The sequence below is a fragment of the Rhodococcus sp. YH1 genome, from assembly GCF_009939605.1.
GTDB lineage: Bacteria > Actinomycetota > Actinomycetes > Mycobacteriales > Mycobacteriaceae > Rhodococcus > Rhodococcus aetherivorans.
Window position 1 is genome coordinate 1 of record NZ_WVTE01000238.1, and the last position, 15,577, is coordinate 15,577.

At 71.7% G+C, this 15,577-nt stretch carries 12 protein-coding genes; 8 read left to right on the forward strand and 4 right to left on the reverse strand.

The window, feature by feature from the left end; genetic code table 11:
* On the reverse strand, positions 1-1,568 hold a 1,568-nt coding region (locus AIIKEEIJ_RS21880), incomplete at its 3' end, for a GAF domain-containing protein (RefSeq protein WP_161996545.1).
* Between the two features lie 211 nt (positions 1,569-1,779).
* Here AIIKEEIJ_RS21880 and AIIKEEIJ_RS21885 point away from each other — a divergent pair.
* The 3 genes from AIIKEEIJ_RS21885 to AIIKEEIJ_RS21895 all read left to right on the forward strand — a co-directional run bounded on the left by AIIKEEIJ_RS21885 (position 1,780) and on the right by AIIKEEIJ_RS21895 (position 4,355).
* A complete protein-coding gene (locus AIIKEEIJ_RS21885; RefSeq protein WP_029543553.1) occupies positions 1,780-2,202 on the forward strand; it encodes a pyridoxamine 5'-phosphate oxidase family protein in 423 nt (140 codons plus the stop codon).
* Positions 2,203-2,277: 75 nt separating this feature from the next.
* On the forward strand, positions 2,278-2,928 hold the full coding sequence (locus AIIKEEIJ_RS21890) for a response regulator (RefSeq protein ID WP_029543555.1): 651 nt from the start codon (positions 2,278-2,280) through the stop codon (positions 2,926-2,928).
* A gap of 44 nt (positions 2,929-2,972) precedes the next feature.
* On the forward strand, positions 2,973-4,355 hold the full coding sequence (locus tag AIIKEEIJ_RS21895) for a wax ester/triacylglycerol synthase family O-acyltransferase (protein ID WP_161996546.1): 1,383 nt from the start codon (positions 2,973-2,975) through the stop codon (positions 4,353-4,355).
* Between the two features lie 480 nt (positions 4,356-4,835).
* Here the strand turns inward: AIIKEEIJ_RS21895 and AIIKEEIJ_RS21900 are convergent, their stop codons facing one another.
* Both AIIKEEIJ_RS21900 and ypfJ read right to left on the reverse strand, forming a co-directional pair.
* On the reverse strand, positions 4,836-6,275 hold the full coding sequence (locus AIIKEEIJ_RS21900; protein WP_161996547.1) for a lipase maturation factor family protein: 1,440 nt from the start codon (positions 6,273-6,275) through the stop codon (positions 4,836-4,838).
* A gap of 88 nt (positions 6,276-6,363) precedes the next feature.
* The gene (gene ypfJ, locus AIIKEEIJ_RS21905; RefSeq protein WP_161996548.1) at positions 6,364-7,278 is read right to left on the reverse strand and encodes a KPN_02809 family neutral zinc metallopeptidase; all 915 of its coding nucleotides are present in this window, start codon (positions 7,276-7,278) and stop codon (positions 6,364-6,366) included.
* A 144-nt stretch (positions 7,279-7,422) separates the two neighbouring features.
* Here ypfJ and aspS point away from each other — a divergent pair, with 144 nt between their 5' ends.
* The 5 genes from aspS (at position 7,423) to AIIKEEIJ_RS21930 (ending at position 15,063) form a co-directional block, all read left to right on the forward strand.
* Positions 7,423-9,201, forward strand: a complete 1,779-nt coding sequence (aspS, locus tag AIIKEEIJ_RS21910; RefSeq protein ID WP_161996549.1) for an aspartate--tRNA ligase — start codon at positions 7,423-7,425, stop codon at positions 9,199-9,201.
* 136 nt (positions 9,202-9,337) lie between these two features.
* Entirely contained in the window at positions 9,338-11,923 is a 2,586-nt protein-coding gene (locus AIIKEEIJ_RS21915) for a circularly permuted type 2 ATP-grasp protein (protein ID WP_144415023.1), read from the forward strand.
* The gene (locus tag AIIKEEIJ_RS21920; RefSeq protein ID WP_161996550.1) at positions 11,920-12,870 is read left to right on the forward strand and encodes a transglutaminase N-terminal domain-containing protein; all 951 of its coding nucleotides are present in this window, start codon (positions 11,920-11,922) and stop codon (positions 12,868-12,870) included. The genes AIIKEEIJ_RS21915 and AIIKEEIJ_RS21920 overlap by 4 nt, the downstream gene beginning before the upstream one ends.
* The gene (locus AIIKEEIJ_RS21925; protein ID WP_006944841.1) at positions 12,863-13,888 is read left to right on the forward strand and encodes a zinc-binding metallopeptidase family protein; all 1,026 of its coding nucleotides are present in this window, start codon (positions 12,863-12,865) and stop codon (positions 13,886-13,888) included. The genes AIIKEEIJ_RS21920 and AIIKEEIJ_RS21925 overlap by 8 nt, the downstream gene beginning before the upstream one ends.
* A 35-nt stretch (positions 13,889-13,923) precedes the next feature.
* Entirely contained in the window at positions 13,924-15,063 is a 1,140-nt protein-coding gene (locus tag AIIKEEIJ_RS21930; protein WP_080688626.1) for a kinase, read from the forward strand.
* Between the two features lie 43 nt (positions 15,064-15,106).
* Here the strand turns inward: AIIKEEIJ_RS21930 and AIIKEEIJ_RS21935 are convergent, their stop codons facing one another.
* Positions 15,107-15,532: a CBS domain-containing protein gene (locus tag AIIKEEIJ_RS21935; protein WP_161996551.1), complete on the reverse strand. Its 426-nt coding sequence runs from the start codon at positions 15,530-15,532 to the stop codon at positions 15,107-15,109.
* Positions 15,533-15,577: the final 45 nt, after the last annotated feature.

Below are 15,577 nucleotides of genomic sequence, written 5' to 3' on the forward strand. Positions count from 1 at the left end.
CCGACGCCGTTGTCGGTGACGTCGATGGTGAGGTAGTCGTCGACCGACACGGTGACGGTGACGTTGGTCGCGCCGGAGTGGTGCACCACGTTGCTCATCGCCTCCCGCAGCACCGCCTCGGCGTGATCGGCGAGGGGCCCGGTGACCACGTTGAGCGGCCCGGACATGCGCACGACGGTGCGCAAGCCGACGTCGGCGGTGTGTTCGGCGACGATGTCGTGCAGGGCCTGCCGCAGTTGCCGGGTGCCCTCCATCCCGCCGTGCAGGTCGAAGATCGCGGTGCGCACGTCGGTGATGATGCTCTGCACGTCGTCGATCATGTCCGCCAGGCGCCCGCGGATCTCCGGCGCCCGGGTGCGGGCGTGGGTGCTCTGCAGGTTCAGGCCGTGGGCGAACAGCCGCTGAATGACGTGATCGTGCAGGTCCCGCGCGATGCGGTCCCGGTCGGCGAGCACGGTCAGAGAGTTGAGCCGTCGCTGGTCGTCGGCCAGCTTCAGCGCGAGCGCCGCCTGATCGGTGAAGGAGGTGGCGAGGAAGAGCTGACGGTCGTCGAACGGCTCCCGCCCCGGATCGCGAATGACCGACAGCACCCCCGAAATGGTGTCGGTCGACGCGCGCAGCGGCAGCAGCAGCGCCGGCCCGTGCCGGTCGCCGTCACCGTCGAACTCCGTGACCTGCAGCGGCTCACCGCACCGGTACACGGTTCCGGTCGCGGTCCCTTCGACCCGGATCCGCTTGCCCCCGAACCCGGACGGGTCCGAACCGGCGTATGCGGTGACGATCAGGGCCGCGACCTCCTCCGGCGGCACGTCGGGATCCTCGGGTTGGGCGATCTGCACGTGGTCCGCCTCCGACAGGGCCAGCGCGCGTCGGGCGATCAGGCCGAGCACCTCCTCCGGGTCGGTGTCGGCGAGCAGCTCGGCGCGGATCTCGCTCGTGGCCTCCTGCCAGCGCTGCCGCAGCCGGGCCTCCTCGAACAGGCGCGCATTGTCCACCGCGATGCCCGCCGCGGCCGCGAGGGCCTGCACGATCACCTCGTCGTCCTCGGTGAACGACTGACCATTGGCCTTCTCGGTGAGGTAGAGGTTGCCGAACGCCTCACCGTGCACCCGGACCGGGACACCCAGGAAGGTCCGCATGGGCGGGTGGTGGGCCGGGAAGCCGGACGAGGCCACGTGCTGGGCCAGATTGTCGAGGCGGATCGGTTTCGGCTGTTCGATCAACAGTCCGAGCAGTCCGTGGCCGGTGGGGAGGTCGCCGATCAGCGCGCGGGTGTCTGCGTCTATGCCCTCGTACACGAAGTTCTGCAATCCGTCCCCGCGGCGGTTGAGGACGCCCAGGGCGCCGTAGCGGCAGTCCACGAGCTCGATCGCGGCGTGCACGATGCGCTCGAGCGTCGCCTCGAGCTCGAGCCCGGACGCGACCGTGAGCACGGCCTCGAGCAGACCGTCGATCTGATCGCGCGCGACGATCACCTGGTCGATGCGGTCCTGGACCTCCGCGAGCAGTTCCCTCAGTCGCAGCTGCGAGAGCGTCCCCGCGAGCAACGTTTCCTCGTCGGCGGCCATCGCTCACCCCTTCGGTGGATTACGTCCCGTACGCCGCGTGCCGGGCCGCTTCGAAAGGCCCGGTTTTTCCCATTGTGCCGAGGGTAATCCGTGGGTCACCCCCGGCGCGGTGACTTGCGCCCCGGTGGTGACGACTTTGGACCCTGCCGCGGGCCGCCTCGACGGGCGAGGGTGGAGTGCGGAGATGTCTTTGCAGGAGGGAAAGCCCAGGATGACGACGGGTCCGGAAGCTCCGCTGGCGCCGGGTCGATGCATGGCGTTGCTGCGGTCGGTGCCGACCGGCCGTCTGGTCTACACCGACGGGGCGTTGCCCGCGGTGCACCCGGTGACCTTCGCGGCGCCGAACGGCGAGATCGTCGTTCCCACCGGCGACGACGGGTGGTTCGAGCGTTTCGACGGCAGGCTGCTCGCCTTCCATGCCGAACAACTCGAGGCGCCGACCCGGTCGGGGTGGAGCGTGGTCGCGATCGGCCGCGCCCGGCTCGCGCGCGGCACGGACGGTCTCCGCGGATTCGACGGCGCCGGCGGCCTGCCGTGGGGCATCGGCACGGAGGATCCCCTCCTCGTCATCGACGTCGAGCACATCAGTGGGCGTCGTGCCACGCTGCCGTGGTGGCCCGGCGAGCGCGGTTGACCATCCAGTCCCCGAGCCGACCGTGAGCCGGCACACCGTGCGGTACCGTGCTGACCGGGGATTGGAGGCTGCCGCATGGTCAAGGTCTTTCTCGTCGACGACCACGAGGTCGTCCGCCGTGGCATCGCGGACCTGCTCACCACGGATCCCGAACTGACGATCGCGGGGGAGGCGTCGTCGTACGGCGAGGCTCTCGTGCGGGTTCCTGCCGTAGAACCCGACGTCGCCGTGCTCGACGTCCGGCTCCCCGACGGCAACGGCATCGAGCTGTGCCGGGAACTGCTCTCGCAGATGCCGCGACTGCGCTGCCTGATGCTGACCTCGTTCACCGACGAGCAGGCGATGCTCGACGCGATACTCGCCGGCGCGAGCGGCTACGCGCTCAAGGACATCCGCGGCACCGAGCTGATCCAGGCCGTGCGGGACGTCGGGGCAGGCAAGTCCCTGCTCGACAGCCGCGCCGCGACCACGCTGATGGCGAAGCTGCGCGCCGACACCAGTAACGACGGCGGACCGTATGCGAACCTGACCGATCAGGAACGGACCCTGCTCGCGCTGCTCGGCGAGGGGCTGACCAACCGTCAGATCGCCGAACGGATGTTCCTGGCCGAGAAAACGGTGAAGAATTACGTGTCGCGGCTGCTGGCCAAGCTCGGGGTCGAACGCCGCACCCAGGCCGCGGTACTGGCGACGAAGGTGCCGCCGAGACGCCCCGGCGGCCGCTGAACGTTCCGCGCCGCCCGGGCGTTGCCGACGGCAGGACGGGCACCATGACGGACGACCGGCCCCGATTCGAGCGGCTGAGCCCGCTCGACGTAGGGAACCTGCGCGTCGAGGACCGCGGGGTGCCCATGCACGTGGCCGCGCTCGCCGTCCTGGACGGAGCGCCGCTGCGCGATGCGGCCGGACGCCTCCGGCTGGCGGCGATCCGCGAGCACGTCGCGCGGCGCACCCGCCGCGCGCCCCGGCTGCGCCAGCGGCTGCACCGCCCGCCGCCGGGTGCCGGACCGCCCGTGTGGGTCGACGACCCGCACTTCGACATCTCGTGCCACGTGCGGACCCGCGCCCTGTCCGCTCCGGGCGACGAGGCCACCCTGTTGCGCACCTGCGCGGAACTCGACGAACCACGCCTCGACCGGTCCCGGCCGCTGTGGGAGATGTGGCTGCTCACGGACCGGGACGACGGGACGATCGCGCTGCTGCTGCGGCTCCACCACGTGGTCGCCGACGGCATCGCCGCCCTCGAACTGTTCGGCGCCCTGCTCGACACGGCCGCGACCACGCCCGACGAGGACCCCGGTCCCGTGCCCACTCCGGTTCCGCCACCTTCCGTGCGTGCGCTCGTCCGCGACAACCTGCACCGCCGGCCCGGGGCCGCGTGGCGGTGGCTCCGGGCAGTGCGGCCGACGGTGGCGGCGCGACGTGCCGCCCTGCGGGTGCGGCAGCTGCGCTCGCTCGCCCGGCAGGGCCAGGCCCCGCGGGTGTCGTTCGACGGTCCCGTCGGGCCGCACCGCCGGCTGAGCCTGGTGCGCTGCGACCTCGCCGAGGTCAGGCGCGTCGCACACGCGCACGGTGCGACGGTCAACGACGTCGTGCTCGCCGCCGTGGCCGCCGGCGCGCGGCGGCTCCTCGCGGCGCGCGGCGAACTCGACCCGGACCTGATCCTGAAGGCGTCGGTGGCGGCGTCGCTGCGCACCGCCGACGACCGGAGCCCGGGGAACCGGGTCGGGATCCTGCTCGTGCCCCTGCCGGTGGGGCCCGGGTCGGTGGCCGCCCGGGTCGCGGCCGTCGCCCACGAGACCGCGCGGCTCAAGCGGGAGCCGCCGCTGCAGCCCGGGGGACGGCTGCTCCAGCGGTGGACGGTGCGGGTGATGCGGCGCCAACGGCTGGTCAATCTGTTCGTCAGCAATCTGGTCGGCCCGCCCGTGCCGCTGTACTTCGCGGGTGCCCGCGTGCGCGAGCTGTTCCAGGTCGGCGTGGTGCAGGGCAACGTCGGTGTCGCCGTCGGCGTGCTGTCCTACGCGGGCCGGCTGAACGTCGACGTCGTCGCCGATGCCGATCTCGTCCCGGACGTCGACGAGTTCGCCGGGGGGATCGTCGACGGCCTCGCGGAGCTGGGCGTCGCGGCGGTCGGCGGCCCGCCGCGTCGCTGACCCGGCCCTTCAGGCGCGATCGCGCCGACCGTGCGCGGCAGCGAATTGCATGCGCGGAGTGCTGAGAATTTCGCGAACCCGATTTCCCCTACCGCGTGCGGCAGCCGGGTCCGCGCTCGAATTGCGGGACCCGGCGCGTTTGGTAACAATTGGGTTCGGTGCACGGCACCGGTACGGTATGTACAAGATCAGAAATGGAGCTCCAGCATGGACTTTGGAACGTTGGCCGACTTCTTCGGAGCAATCGCCGACCTCTTCGGCGCGTTCGACTTCTTCTCCGGTTCTGCCGAGGACATGAACCTCAGCTGATCCAGGGGAAATGGAGGGGGCCTGCGGGTTGAGGACGCAGGCCCCCTTTTCCTGTCCGGGTCCCGGATACCGGTCGCCCGGTCGATCTCATTCTTTACCCGACGTTGATGTTCGATAAAGGTGAGATAACGCGAGATTGAATTTTCGAAAGCGCCGCCGGCTCCGGGGACCTCATTCGGCGTCGCGTTCGGCCAGGGCCACCGGCCGCATGTAGTCGGTGATGTACTCGCGCACCCACCACGCGCCGGTCTCGCGGCGCTCGCGCCACGTGGTGTACCGGTAGCTGAAGTACCGCGCCCGCACCCAGCGGGGCGGCGCGTCGGGGAACGGGTTACGCCGCAGCAGTGCCGTCACGTGCTCGTCGTTGGTCAGCAGCTTTTCGAGCAGTCGCCCGAACCAGGAGCGCGCGTAGTCGGGGGACAGCGCGGCGAACCACATCAGCCAGTCCAGCCGCAGGTGATACGGCGCGTACTGGCGGGGCCGGCGGCGCACGTCGCCGGGCTTGCCCTTGAACTCGTACTCGCGCCACACGGTGCCGGGGCCCACCTCCCGATCGGAGGTGCCCTCGACGATCACCTCGTGCCGGTGCCGGGTGATGCTGCCGAACGCGCCGTAGGTGTTGACGAAGTGCCACCGGTTGAACGAGGCGTTCATCGCCTGCCGGTGGGAGAGCATGTTCCGCACCGGCAGGTAGCTGAGCACCGCGACCGTCCCGGTCAGCGCCACGACCACCGCCACGAACACCGTCGGCGTCGTCCCGTACCCCGGACCGGGGTCGAGCGGCAGCAGACGCTCCCACCAGCTGTCCGGGATCACCGACAGGCCCAGCACGATCGCCAGCCAGTTCAGCCAGGAGAAGTTGCCGCTGACCACCAGCCACAACTGGGTGACGATCATGATCGACGCCGCGATCCCCGCGATCGGCTGCGGCGCGAACAGGAAGAAGGGCACCACGAGCTGGGTGACGTGGTTCCCGGCCACCTCGACCCGGTGCAGGGGCCTGGGCAGGTGGTGGAAGTACCAGCTCAGCGGGCCCGGCATCGGCTGGGTCTCGTGGTGGTAGTACAGGCACGTCAGATCCCGCCAGCACCGGTCGCCGCGCATCTTGATCAGGCCCGCCCCGAACTCGAGCCGGAACAGCAGCCAGCGCAGCAGGATCAGGACGAGCAGTGGCGGGGCGGTGTCCGCGTTGCCGAGGAAGATCGCCAGGAAGCCGGTTTCGAGCAGCAACGATTCCCAGCCGAACGAGTACCAGACCTGTCCGACGTTGACGATCGACAAGTACAGCAGCCACAGCAGGAACCAGACGAGCATCGACGCGATCAGCGGCAGCCGGTCCGTCACCCCGAGCGCGGTGGCGGCGGCCAGGACCGCGCCGAGACCGGCGACCGCCGCGAAGAGACGGTCCGAGTAGCGCAGGTGGAACACGCTCGGGGCCCGGCCGAACGACGTCGCCTTCAGGAAGCGGGGGATCGGCGTCAGGCCGGTGCTCCCGAGCAGCGCCCGGAACTGGTTGAGCGCCACCAGGAACGCGACGAGGTACACCAGGGCCAGCGCGCGCGTGCACAGCAGCCGTCCCAGCGAATACCCGTCGGCGTCGTACCATTCCACGGCAGGTCACCTCGTACCGGTGCGGACCCCTCGAGCATGGCACGCGCACCGCGTTTCGGGAGTGGATTCCCCGTGGTGGGCGGCGGGGTCAGCGCAGCGCCGGCGGGTTGTCCAGATCTCGCGCCGTGTACGTGTCGCACGCCGCGATCTGCCCGGTGGTGTACCCGGCGAGGAACCACTTCTGCCGCTGGTCGGACGACCCGTGCGTCCAGCCCTCGGGGTTCACCCGCCCGCCGGCGGAAGCCTGGATCCGGTCGTCGCCGACGGCGGACGCCGCCGACAGCGCGTCGCGGATGTCCTGCTGGGTGAGGGGCTGCAGGAACGGCTCCCCGGTGTTCGGATCCGCCTGCTTGTCGGCGTGGTACGCCCACGCCCCGGCATAGCAGTCGGCCTGCAGCTCGGTGCGGACGGCCCCGGAGTCGGCACCGCGCGGATCGGCCTGCGCGCGACCGAGGTCCCCGAGCTGGTTCTGCAGGTGGTGACCCACCTCGTGCGCGACGACGTACTCCTGCGCGAGCGGGCCGGCGTTGGCGCCGAACCGGGTGACCAGGTCCTGGAAGAAGCTGGTGTCGAAGTACGCAGTCCGGTCGGCCGGGCAGTAGAACGGTCCGACGTCGCTCGTGGCGTTACCGCAGCCCGTCGCGACCGCACCGGAGAACAGCACGACCGCGGGCCGGACGTACTCGACGCCGGTCTGCGGCCCGAGCTGCTGTTCCCACACCGCGTCGAGGCTGCCGACGGTGAACTGGACGCGGCAGTCGACGCTCGCGTTGGCGTCCGCTCCGGTCTCACAGCCCTCCAGGGTGCCCGAGCCGTACTGCCCGGACTGCTCCGGGGCGCCGCTGCCGAGGAGCGAGCCGGGATCACCTCCGAGCAGCAGTGCCAGGATCAGCACCAGCAGGCCGCCGGCGCCACCGCCGATCGCGATCTTCCCGCCCGGTCCGCCTCCGCCGCCGACCTGGATGCGGCCGCCCTCCATCCGAGCGCCCTCGTTGAACGTCATCGCCGCCTTCACTTCCTCGTCGCAGGGGGACCGATCGGTTCAGCTTGGCACGGCCGATCGGGTACGGGTGTCCTCGGCGGATGTGTGTCTTTCGTAGGATTGCAACGACGACGTCCCTCGTTAGGTTGTTTCGAAAGGAATTCCGTGCTGCGCACCCATCTCGCCGGCTCGTTGCGAGCCGAGCACGCCGAGCAGACCGTCACCCTCACCGGCTGGGTGGCCCGGCGCCGCGACCACGGCGGGGTGATCTTCATCGACCTGCGCGACGCGTCGGGTGTGTCGCAGGTCGTCTTCCGTGAGGGCGCCGTCCTCGAGCAGGCACACCGTCTGCGCGCCGAGTACTGCATCAAGGTCGTCGGAGTGGTCGAGGTCCGGCCGGAGGGCAACCAGAACTTCGACATCCCCACCGGCGCCGTCGAGGTCAACGCCTCGACGCTCGAGGTTCTCAACGAGGCCGCGCCGCTGCCGTTCCAGCTCGACGACCAGGTCGGCGAGGAAGCCCGCCTGAAGTACCGCTACCTGGACCTGCGCCGCGAGGGCCCGGGCAAGGCGATCCGGCTGCGCAGCAAGGTCAACGCCGCCGCCCGCGGCGTGCTCGCCCACCACAGCTTCGTGGAGGTCGAGACCCCGACGCTGACCCGCTCCACCCCGGAGGGCGCCCGCGACTTCGTGGTGCCGGCGCGGCTGCAGCCCGGCAGCTTCTACGCACTGCCGCAGTCGCCGCAGCTGTTCAAGCAGTTGCTGATGGCCGGCGGCATCGAGCGGTACTACCAGATCGCCCGCTGCTACCGCGACGAGGACTTCCGCGCCGACCGGCAGCCGGAGTTCACCCAGCTCGACATCGAGATGGCGTTCGTGAGCCAGGACGACGTGATCCTGCTCGCCGAGGAGATCCTGCACGCGCTGTGGCGCCTGGTCGGGCACGAGCTGACCACCCCGATCCCGCGCATGACCTACGCCGACGCGATGCGCCGCTACGGCTCCGACAAGCCCGACCTGCGTTTCGGCCTCGAGCTCGTCGAGTGCCGGGAGTTCTTCAAGGACACCACCTTCCGGGTGTTCCAGGCCGAGTACGTCGGCGCGGTCGTCATGCCCGGCGGCGCGAGCCAGCCGCGGCGCCAGCTCGACGCCTGGCAGGAGTGGGCCAAGCAGCGCGGCGCGAAGGGCTTGGCGTACGTGCTGGTCGGCGAGGACGGGGAGCTGTCCGGACCGGTCGCGAAGAACCTCACCGACGCCGAGCGCGAGGGCCTGGCCAAGCACGTCGGCGCCCAGCCCGGGGACTGCATCTTCTTCGCCGCCGGCGCCACCAAGCCCATGCGCGCGCTGCTCGGTGCCGCTCGCGGCGAGATCGCCCGCAAGCTCGATCTCATCGATCCCGACGACTGGAAGTTCGTGTGGGTCGTCGACGCCCCGCTGTTCGAGCCGGCCGCCGACGCCACCGCCTCCGGCGACGTCGCGCTCGGCAGCTCCGCATGGACGGCGGTGCACCACGCCTTCACCTCGCCGATGCCCGAGCACCTCGACACGTTCGACACCGATCCCGGCTCGGCCCTCGCCTTCGCCTACGACATCGTGTGCAACGGTCACGAGATCGGCGGCGGCTCGATCCGAATCCACCGCACCGACATCCAGCAGCGCGTGTTCAAGGTGATGGGCATCTCCGAGGAGGAGGCGAACGAGAAGTTCGGCTTCCTGCTCGAGGCATTCAAGTACGGCGCGCCGCCGCACGGCGGCATCGCCTTCGGGTGGGACCGCATCACCGCCCTGCTCGCCGGCGCGGACTCGATCCGCGAGGTCATCGCGTTCCCGAAGTCCGGCGGCGGTGTCGACCCGCTGACCGACGCTCCGGCGCCGATCACCCCCGAGCAGCGCAAGGAGTCCGGGATCGACTTCAAGCCGGAGCCGAAGAAGGCCGAGAAGTAGAGCACCGACAGGACCTCGTCGGCGGCGCCTGCCCACGGGCCGGCGCCGCCGCGGTGTCAGAGGGCAGCGCGCACGGCGGGGCACGGCCTGGCACAGTGACAGCAGGCGCCGGACGGACGGAGAGGGCGGCAACGGCATGACCGACATGGTCGCCACACAGTCGCTGCGAGCGCGGTACGCCCACCGCGGACCGGAATTCGACGAACTCTTCGACCCCGCGGGCGACGTCCGCGAGCACTGGGCCGAACTGGCGGAGGGGTTGCAGGCACGTGGCCCCCAGGCGCTGGCCCGCTACCGGCAGCGGGTGCGCCGGCTCGTCGACAACCACGGCATCACCTACACCCCCGTCGACGCCCGCACCGAGGAGACCGGTCCGGCCGCGCCGCACCGGTGGGAACTCGACGGGGTGCCGTTCGTCCTCTCCGCCGACGATTGGAGCACCCTCGAGCAGGGTCTGCTGCAGCGCTCACGGCTGCTCGACACGCTGCTCGCCGACCTGTACGGGCCGATGCGCACGCTCCGGGAGGGACTGCTGCCCCCGCAACTGGTGTTCGGCCATCGCGGCTACGTGCGGGCCGCGCACGGGCTCTCGCTCCCCGGGCCGCACCAGCTGTTCGTCCACGCAATCGACGTCGCCCGTGCCCGCGACGGCCGGTTCCGGGTGGTGCGGGACCACACCCAGGCCCCGTCCGGCGCCGGGTACGCCCTCGCAGACCGGCGGGTGACGGCACGCGCCATGCCCGACCTGTACCAGGCGACGAACCCACGGCCGCTGTCGCCGTTCGTCGAGGCGATGCGCCTCGCGCTGCGCGAGGCCGCACCCGCCGGCGCGGAGGACCCGGTGGTGGTCGTCCTCGGCCCGGGCGCACACTCGGAGACCGCCTTCGATCAGGCCCACATCGCGGGCGTCCTCGGGTTCCCGCTGGTCGAGGCCGCCGACCTGGTGGTGCGCGAGGGCCGGTTGTGGATGCGCTCGCTCGGCTCGCTCACCCGCGTCGACGTCGTGCTACGCCGCGTCGACGCCGCCTACGCGGACCCGCTCGACCTGCGGCCGGACTCGCGGCTCGGCGTGGTCGGGCTCGTGGAGGTGGTGCGGCGCGGCGCCGTCACCGTCGTCAACACCCTCGGCAGCGGGGTGCTCGAGAATCCGGCCCTGGCGGAGTTCCTGCCGTCGCTGTGCCGGGCGCTGCTGGACGAGGACCTGCTGCTCGAGCCGGTCCCCGCATACTGGGGCGGCACCCCGGCCGGGGTCGCGGCGCTGACGGAGAGGTTCGAGCAGCTGGTGCTGCGGTCGGCGGTCACCGCCCGGTCGGTGATGGTCGGCAGCCTCGACGCGCAGCAGCGCGAGGGCCTGCTCGCCCAGGTGCGAGCGCAGCCGGGGCGGTGGGTCGGCCAGGAGATTCCCGACCACTCGTACGTCCCGTCGCTGTCCGGAATCTCCGGCGGGCTCGGTGCCGCGCCGGTCGGCGTCCGACTGTTCACCGTCGCCCAGCGGGTCGGATTCACCCCCATGCCCGGTGGGCTCGGCGAGATCGTCGTCCCGGGCGCGACGCCGCGCACGCGGCCGCCGATGCGCGTCGTCGCCAAGGACGTGTGGGTGCGCACCGCCGCGCCCACGGCCACCACCGGCGCGACGGGCGTTCCGGCCGGGGACGAGGTGTCCACCTTCGCCGTGCCCCCCGTCGACGTCGTCGCCTCGCCTCGGGTGCTCAACGACCTGTTCTGGCTGGGCCGCTACGGCGAGCGTGCCGAGGACACCGCCCGCCTGCTCGTCGCGGTCCGCGAGCGCTACCAGGACTACCGCTTCCGGCCCTGGCTGCCGGGCAGCGAGTGCCTGCCCGTGCTGCTGTCGGCGCTCACCGCCGCGGCCCCCGGACCGGCGATCGCGGCGCAGCACACCGGTGCCGACGTCATGGACGACTACCACTCCGCCACAGCGGAATTCCGCTCCATGACCGTCGATCCGGAACGGCTCGGCTCGCTCGCCCAATCGTTCGCCGGACTCGACCAGGCGGCCCGGGCCGTGCGCGACCAGCTCTCCAACGACACGTGGGCCGTGCTCGCCGACGTCCAGCGCGCCCTCGACGCGCTCACCGAGGACCCCGACGACGACGGCTCCCTGCTCGGCGCCACCCAGTCCGCCGTCCTCGCCGGGATGCTCGCCCTGTCCGGGCTCGGGGCCGAATCGATGGTCCGTGACCTGGGCTGGCACGTGATGGACCTCGGCAAACGGATCGAGCGGGCGCTGTCGCTGACCACCCTGCTGGCGACCACCCTCACCGTCGCCCGCGACGCCGCCACCGACCGGGCGCTGATGGAGACGGTGCTCGGCGCCGCGGAGAGCTCGGTGACCTACCGCCGCCGCAACCACCGGGTGCGCCCGGCCGCCGTCGCGCAGCTGCTGCTGCTCGACACCACCAACCCCCGCTCGCTGGCGTGGGTGCTCGAACGCCTGCGCGAGAACCTGCGGGCGCTGCCCGACGCCTCCGGCTCGACCCGGCCCGAACGCCTCGCCGACGAGCTGCTGACCCGGCTGCGCCGGGTGGACCCGGTCGACCTCGAGACCGCCACCGACGGCGTCCGCCGCGAGCTCGCCGATCTCCTCGCGGCCGTCCACACCGGACTCGAGCAGCTGGCCGAGCAGCTGCTGCGCGGGCCGCTGTCGCTGCCCGGCGGCACCCGGCCGCTGTGGGGCGGCGCCCAGCGGAGGACCCTGCCGTGACCGATCCGCTCGACCCCGCCCGGCGCCGGTACCGCATCGTGCATCGCACCACCTACCGGTACTCCGGCGTGGTGACCTCCTCGTACGGCCGCGGCTACCTGCTGCCCCGCGACACCGACAACCAGCGGGTCGTCTTGAGCAGCGTCACCGTCGACCCCGCCCCGGCCGACACGTCGGTGGGGGCGGACCTGTGGGGCAACCGCGACGTCTACTTCCACGTCGCCGAGCCCCACGACACGCTCGTCGTCACCGCGGAGTCCGAGGTGACCCTGACCCCGCCGGATCCGGCGCGGCTGGTCGCCGGTCCCGCCGTCGCGCCGTGGGAGTCGGCGCGGCCGGTCGGCACGGCCGGCGCCCTGGCCACCGACTTCGTTCTGGACCTCGACCCGCCCGAGGTCGACGCCGAGGTACTCGCCTACGCCGCGCCCACCTTCCCTCCGGGCCGGCCGCTGGTCGAGGCGATCGCCGAACTCACCCACCGCATCTTCACCGACTTCGCCTACCACTCCGGATCGACGTCGGTGTCCACGCGCGTCGCCGAGGTCCTGGTCGCGCGCTCCGGCGTGTGCCAGGACTTCGCGCGCCTGGCCCTCGCCTGCCTGCGCGCGCACGGCCTCGCCGCCCGCTACGTGTCCGGCTACCTCGCCACCGATCCGCCCCCCGGACGCGAACGCATGGTGGGCGTCGACGCGACGCACGCCTGGGCGGCGGTGTGGCTGCCCGGCGACACGTGGCTCGCCTTCGACCCGACCAACGACCAGTTCGTGGACGAGCGGTACACCACCGTCGCGTGGGGCCGCGACTACGCCGACGTGCCGCCGCTGCGCGGGGTGATATACACCGAAGCCAAGGACAGCACCATCGACGTGTCCGTCGACGTGGCTCCGCTCGCGCCCACCGGCGGCGACCGCACCGACCCCGAACCGACAGGAGCGGCCGATGCGTGACTTCTCGTGCCCGATGTGCGGGCAGCAACTGACCTTCGAGAACTCGGTCTGCCTGCGCTGCGGCAGCGCAATCGGCTTCGACCTCGGCACCGTCTCGATGGTCGCGATCCTGCCCGAGGACGACGCCGACGGTCCGGCCTCCGGTGCGGTGCCGGCCCGCCGCTACCGGCTGTGCGACAACCTGCACCTGGCCCGCTGCAACTGGATCGTCGGCCGCGACGAGCCCGGCCTGTGCCGGTCGTGCCGGCTCACCCGCACCCGCCCGGCCGACGACGACACCGACGCGCTGGCCGCGTTCGCCGACGCCGAGGCCGCCAAGCGCCGGCTGATCGTCGAACTCACCGAACTCGGCCTGCCGCTCACCGGCCGCGACACCGACCCGGACACCGGCCTCGCGTTCGACCTGCTGTCGAGCCGCGACGAGCAGGTCCTCACCGGACACGCGTCGGGAGTGATCTCCCTCGATCTCGCCGAGGGCGACGACGTGCACCGCGAGCAGCTGCGGATCGAGATGGGCGAGCCGTACCGCACCCTGCTGGGCCACTTCCGGCACGAGATCGGGCACTACTACCAGATGGTCCTGATCGCCACCCCCGCCGTGCGGGCCCGGTTCGAGGCGCTGTTCGGCGATCCCGACGCGGACTACCAGGCGGCGCTGGACCGGCACTACTCCGAGGGAGCACCCGACGGGTGGGAGGACGAGTTCGTCTCCTCGTACGCGACGATGCATCCGGCCGAGGACTGGGCCGAGACGTTCGCGCACTATCTGCACATGCGGGACGCGCTGGACACCGCCGCCGGATTCGGATTCGCACCCGCCGGCGCCGCCCTGGACCGCCCCCAGCCCGGCCCGGCCGGCTTCGACAAACTCCTCGAGCGCTGGCTGCCGCTGGCCTGGTCGCTGAACATGGTCAACCGGTCGATGGGTCACACCGATCTGTATCCGTTCGTGCTACCCCCGCCCGTCTTGGTCAAGATGCGGTTCGTGCACGAACTGATCGTCGCCCGAACCGGGTAGATTGTCAGACGATGACTGCAACATTGGCGGAGCCCATGTCGGAAGTGGTGGAGGCGGCCGAAAAGCTGCTGACCCGGCGCACCGGCGCACCCGTGACCTTGGCCGATCCGGTGGATCTCGGCGGCAGTGGCCGCTCGGTGGTTCTGCGCGTGCGGGTCGCGGCGAACCCGTTCTCCCTGCCGCGCACCCTGGTGCTCAAGCAGGTGCCCCCGCGCGCCGAACGGCGGGTGGGCTTCCGTGGCGCCGCCACCGACGACGAGGTCGCGTTCCTGCGCGAGGCGGTGTCCTACCAGTTCGCCACCGCCCTGGCCAAGGACGACCGGCCGGGCGCCGAACTGCTGGCCTACGACTTCGAGTCGCGGCTGCTGGTGCTCAGCGACCTCGGCGACGCCACCCCGATCGCCACGCTGCTGCGCAGCGACGACACCGACACCGTCACCAACACCCTCATGGCGTTCGCCCAGGCCCTCGGCCGGATGCATGCCGCGACCGTCGGGCGCGAGGAGGACTTCGCCGCCCTGCTGCGCCGTGCCGAGGTGGCGCACTTCGCCGACGCCGTCGTCGAGCAGGCCACCGGCGCGCTGCGCGTCGTGCCCGACCGCTTCGCCACCGAGTTCGGCCTCGAGGTGCCGCAGAGCGTGATCGACCGCGCCGAGCGGGCCGCGAAGCTGTTCACCGCCGGCCGGTTCCGGGCCTTCAGCCCCTCGGACCTGTGCCCGGACAACATCGTCGTCGGCGACGAGGGCGTGCAGTTCCTCGACTACGAGTGGGGCGGCTTCCGCGACGCCACCCTCGACATCGCCTACGCCCTGACCTCCTTCCCGGCGTGCCTGTGCAAGGCGCCGCTCACGCTCGAGCGGGCCCGCGCGATGGCCGACGCGTGGCGGGCCGAGGTGGTGGGCATGTGGCCCTCGCTCGGCTTCGACGAGGTGCTCGCCGAGCGGCTGCTCGACGCGCAGCTCGCGTGGGTGTGGCTGAGCACCTACCTGTTCGTCCCCGAGGACCATGCCCGCATCGCGGCGGTGCGGGACCACCACCTGTCCGTGCCGTGGTCCGACGCGCTGCGCAGCCGCTGGTCGCTGCTCGCCGACTACGCCGCCGACACCGGACACGACGACGTCGCCGGGCATGCCCGAGACGTCCTCGAACGTCTCGAGCAGCGCGTCGGCGACTGACCGCGCTACGCCCGGGCCGTCACGCGCGGTATGCCCGGCCCGCCTACGGCGCGGTACGCGCGCAGATGGCCTCGACGAACCGGCCCACCTCCGACTCGGGCAGATGCGTGGCCAGGTCGGCCTCGCTGATCATGCCGATCAGCCGATGCTCCTCGACCACCGGCAGCCTGCGGATGCGGTGTTCCTCCATCATCGTCAGGACCCGGTCGACGTCCGCGTCCGCCTCGACCACGTAGGGCTTGCCCTGGGCGAGCTCACCGGCCGTCATGGAACTCGGGTCGCCGCCCGCGGCGACGCACTCGAGCACGATGTCGCGGTCGGTGATGATGCCGTGGAGCCGGTCGTCGTCGCCGCAGATCGGCAACGCGCCGATGTCCAGTTCCCGCATCCGCTGGGCCGCGGTCTCGAGGGTGTCGTGTTCGCCGATGCAGACCGCGTCGCGGTGCATGATGTCGCGTGCAGTGGTCATCACTGCCTCCTCCGTTGAAAACGGTTACTGCACTTCCATTGTCAC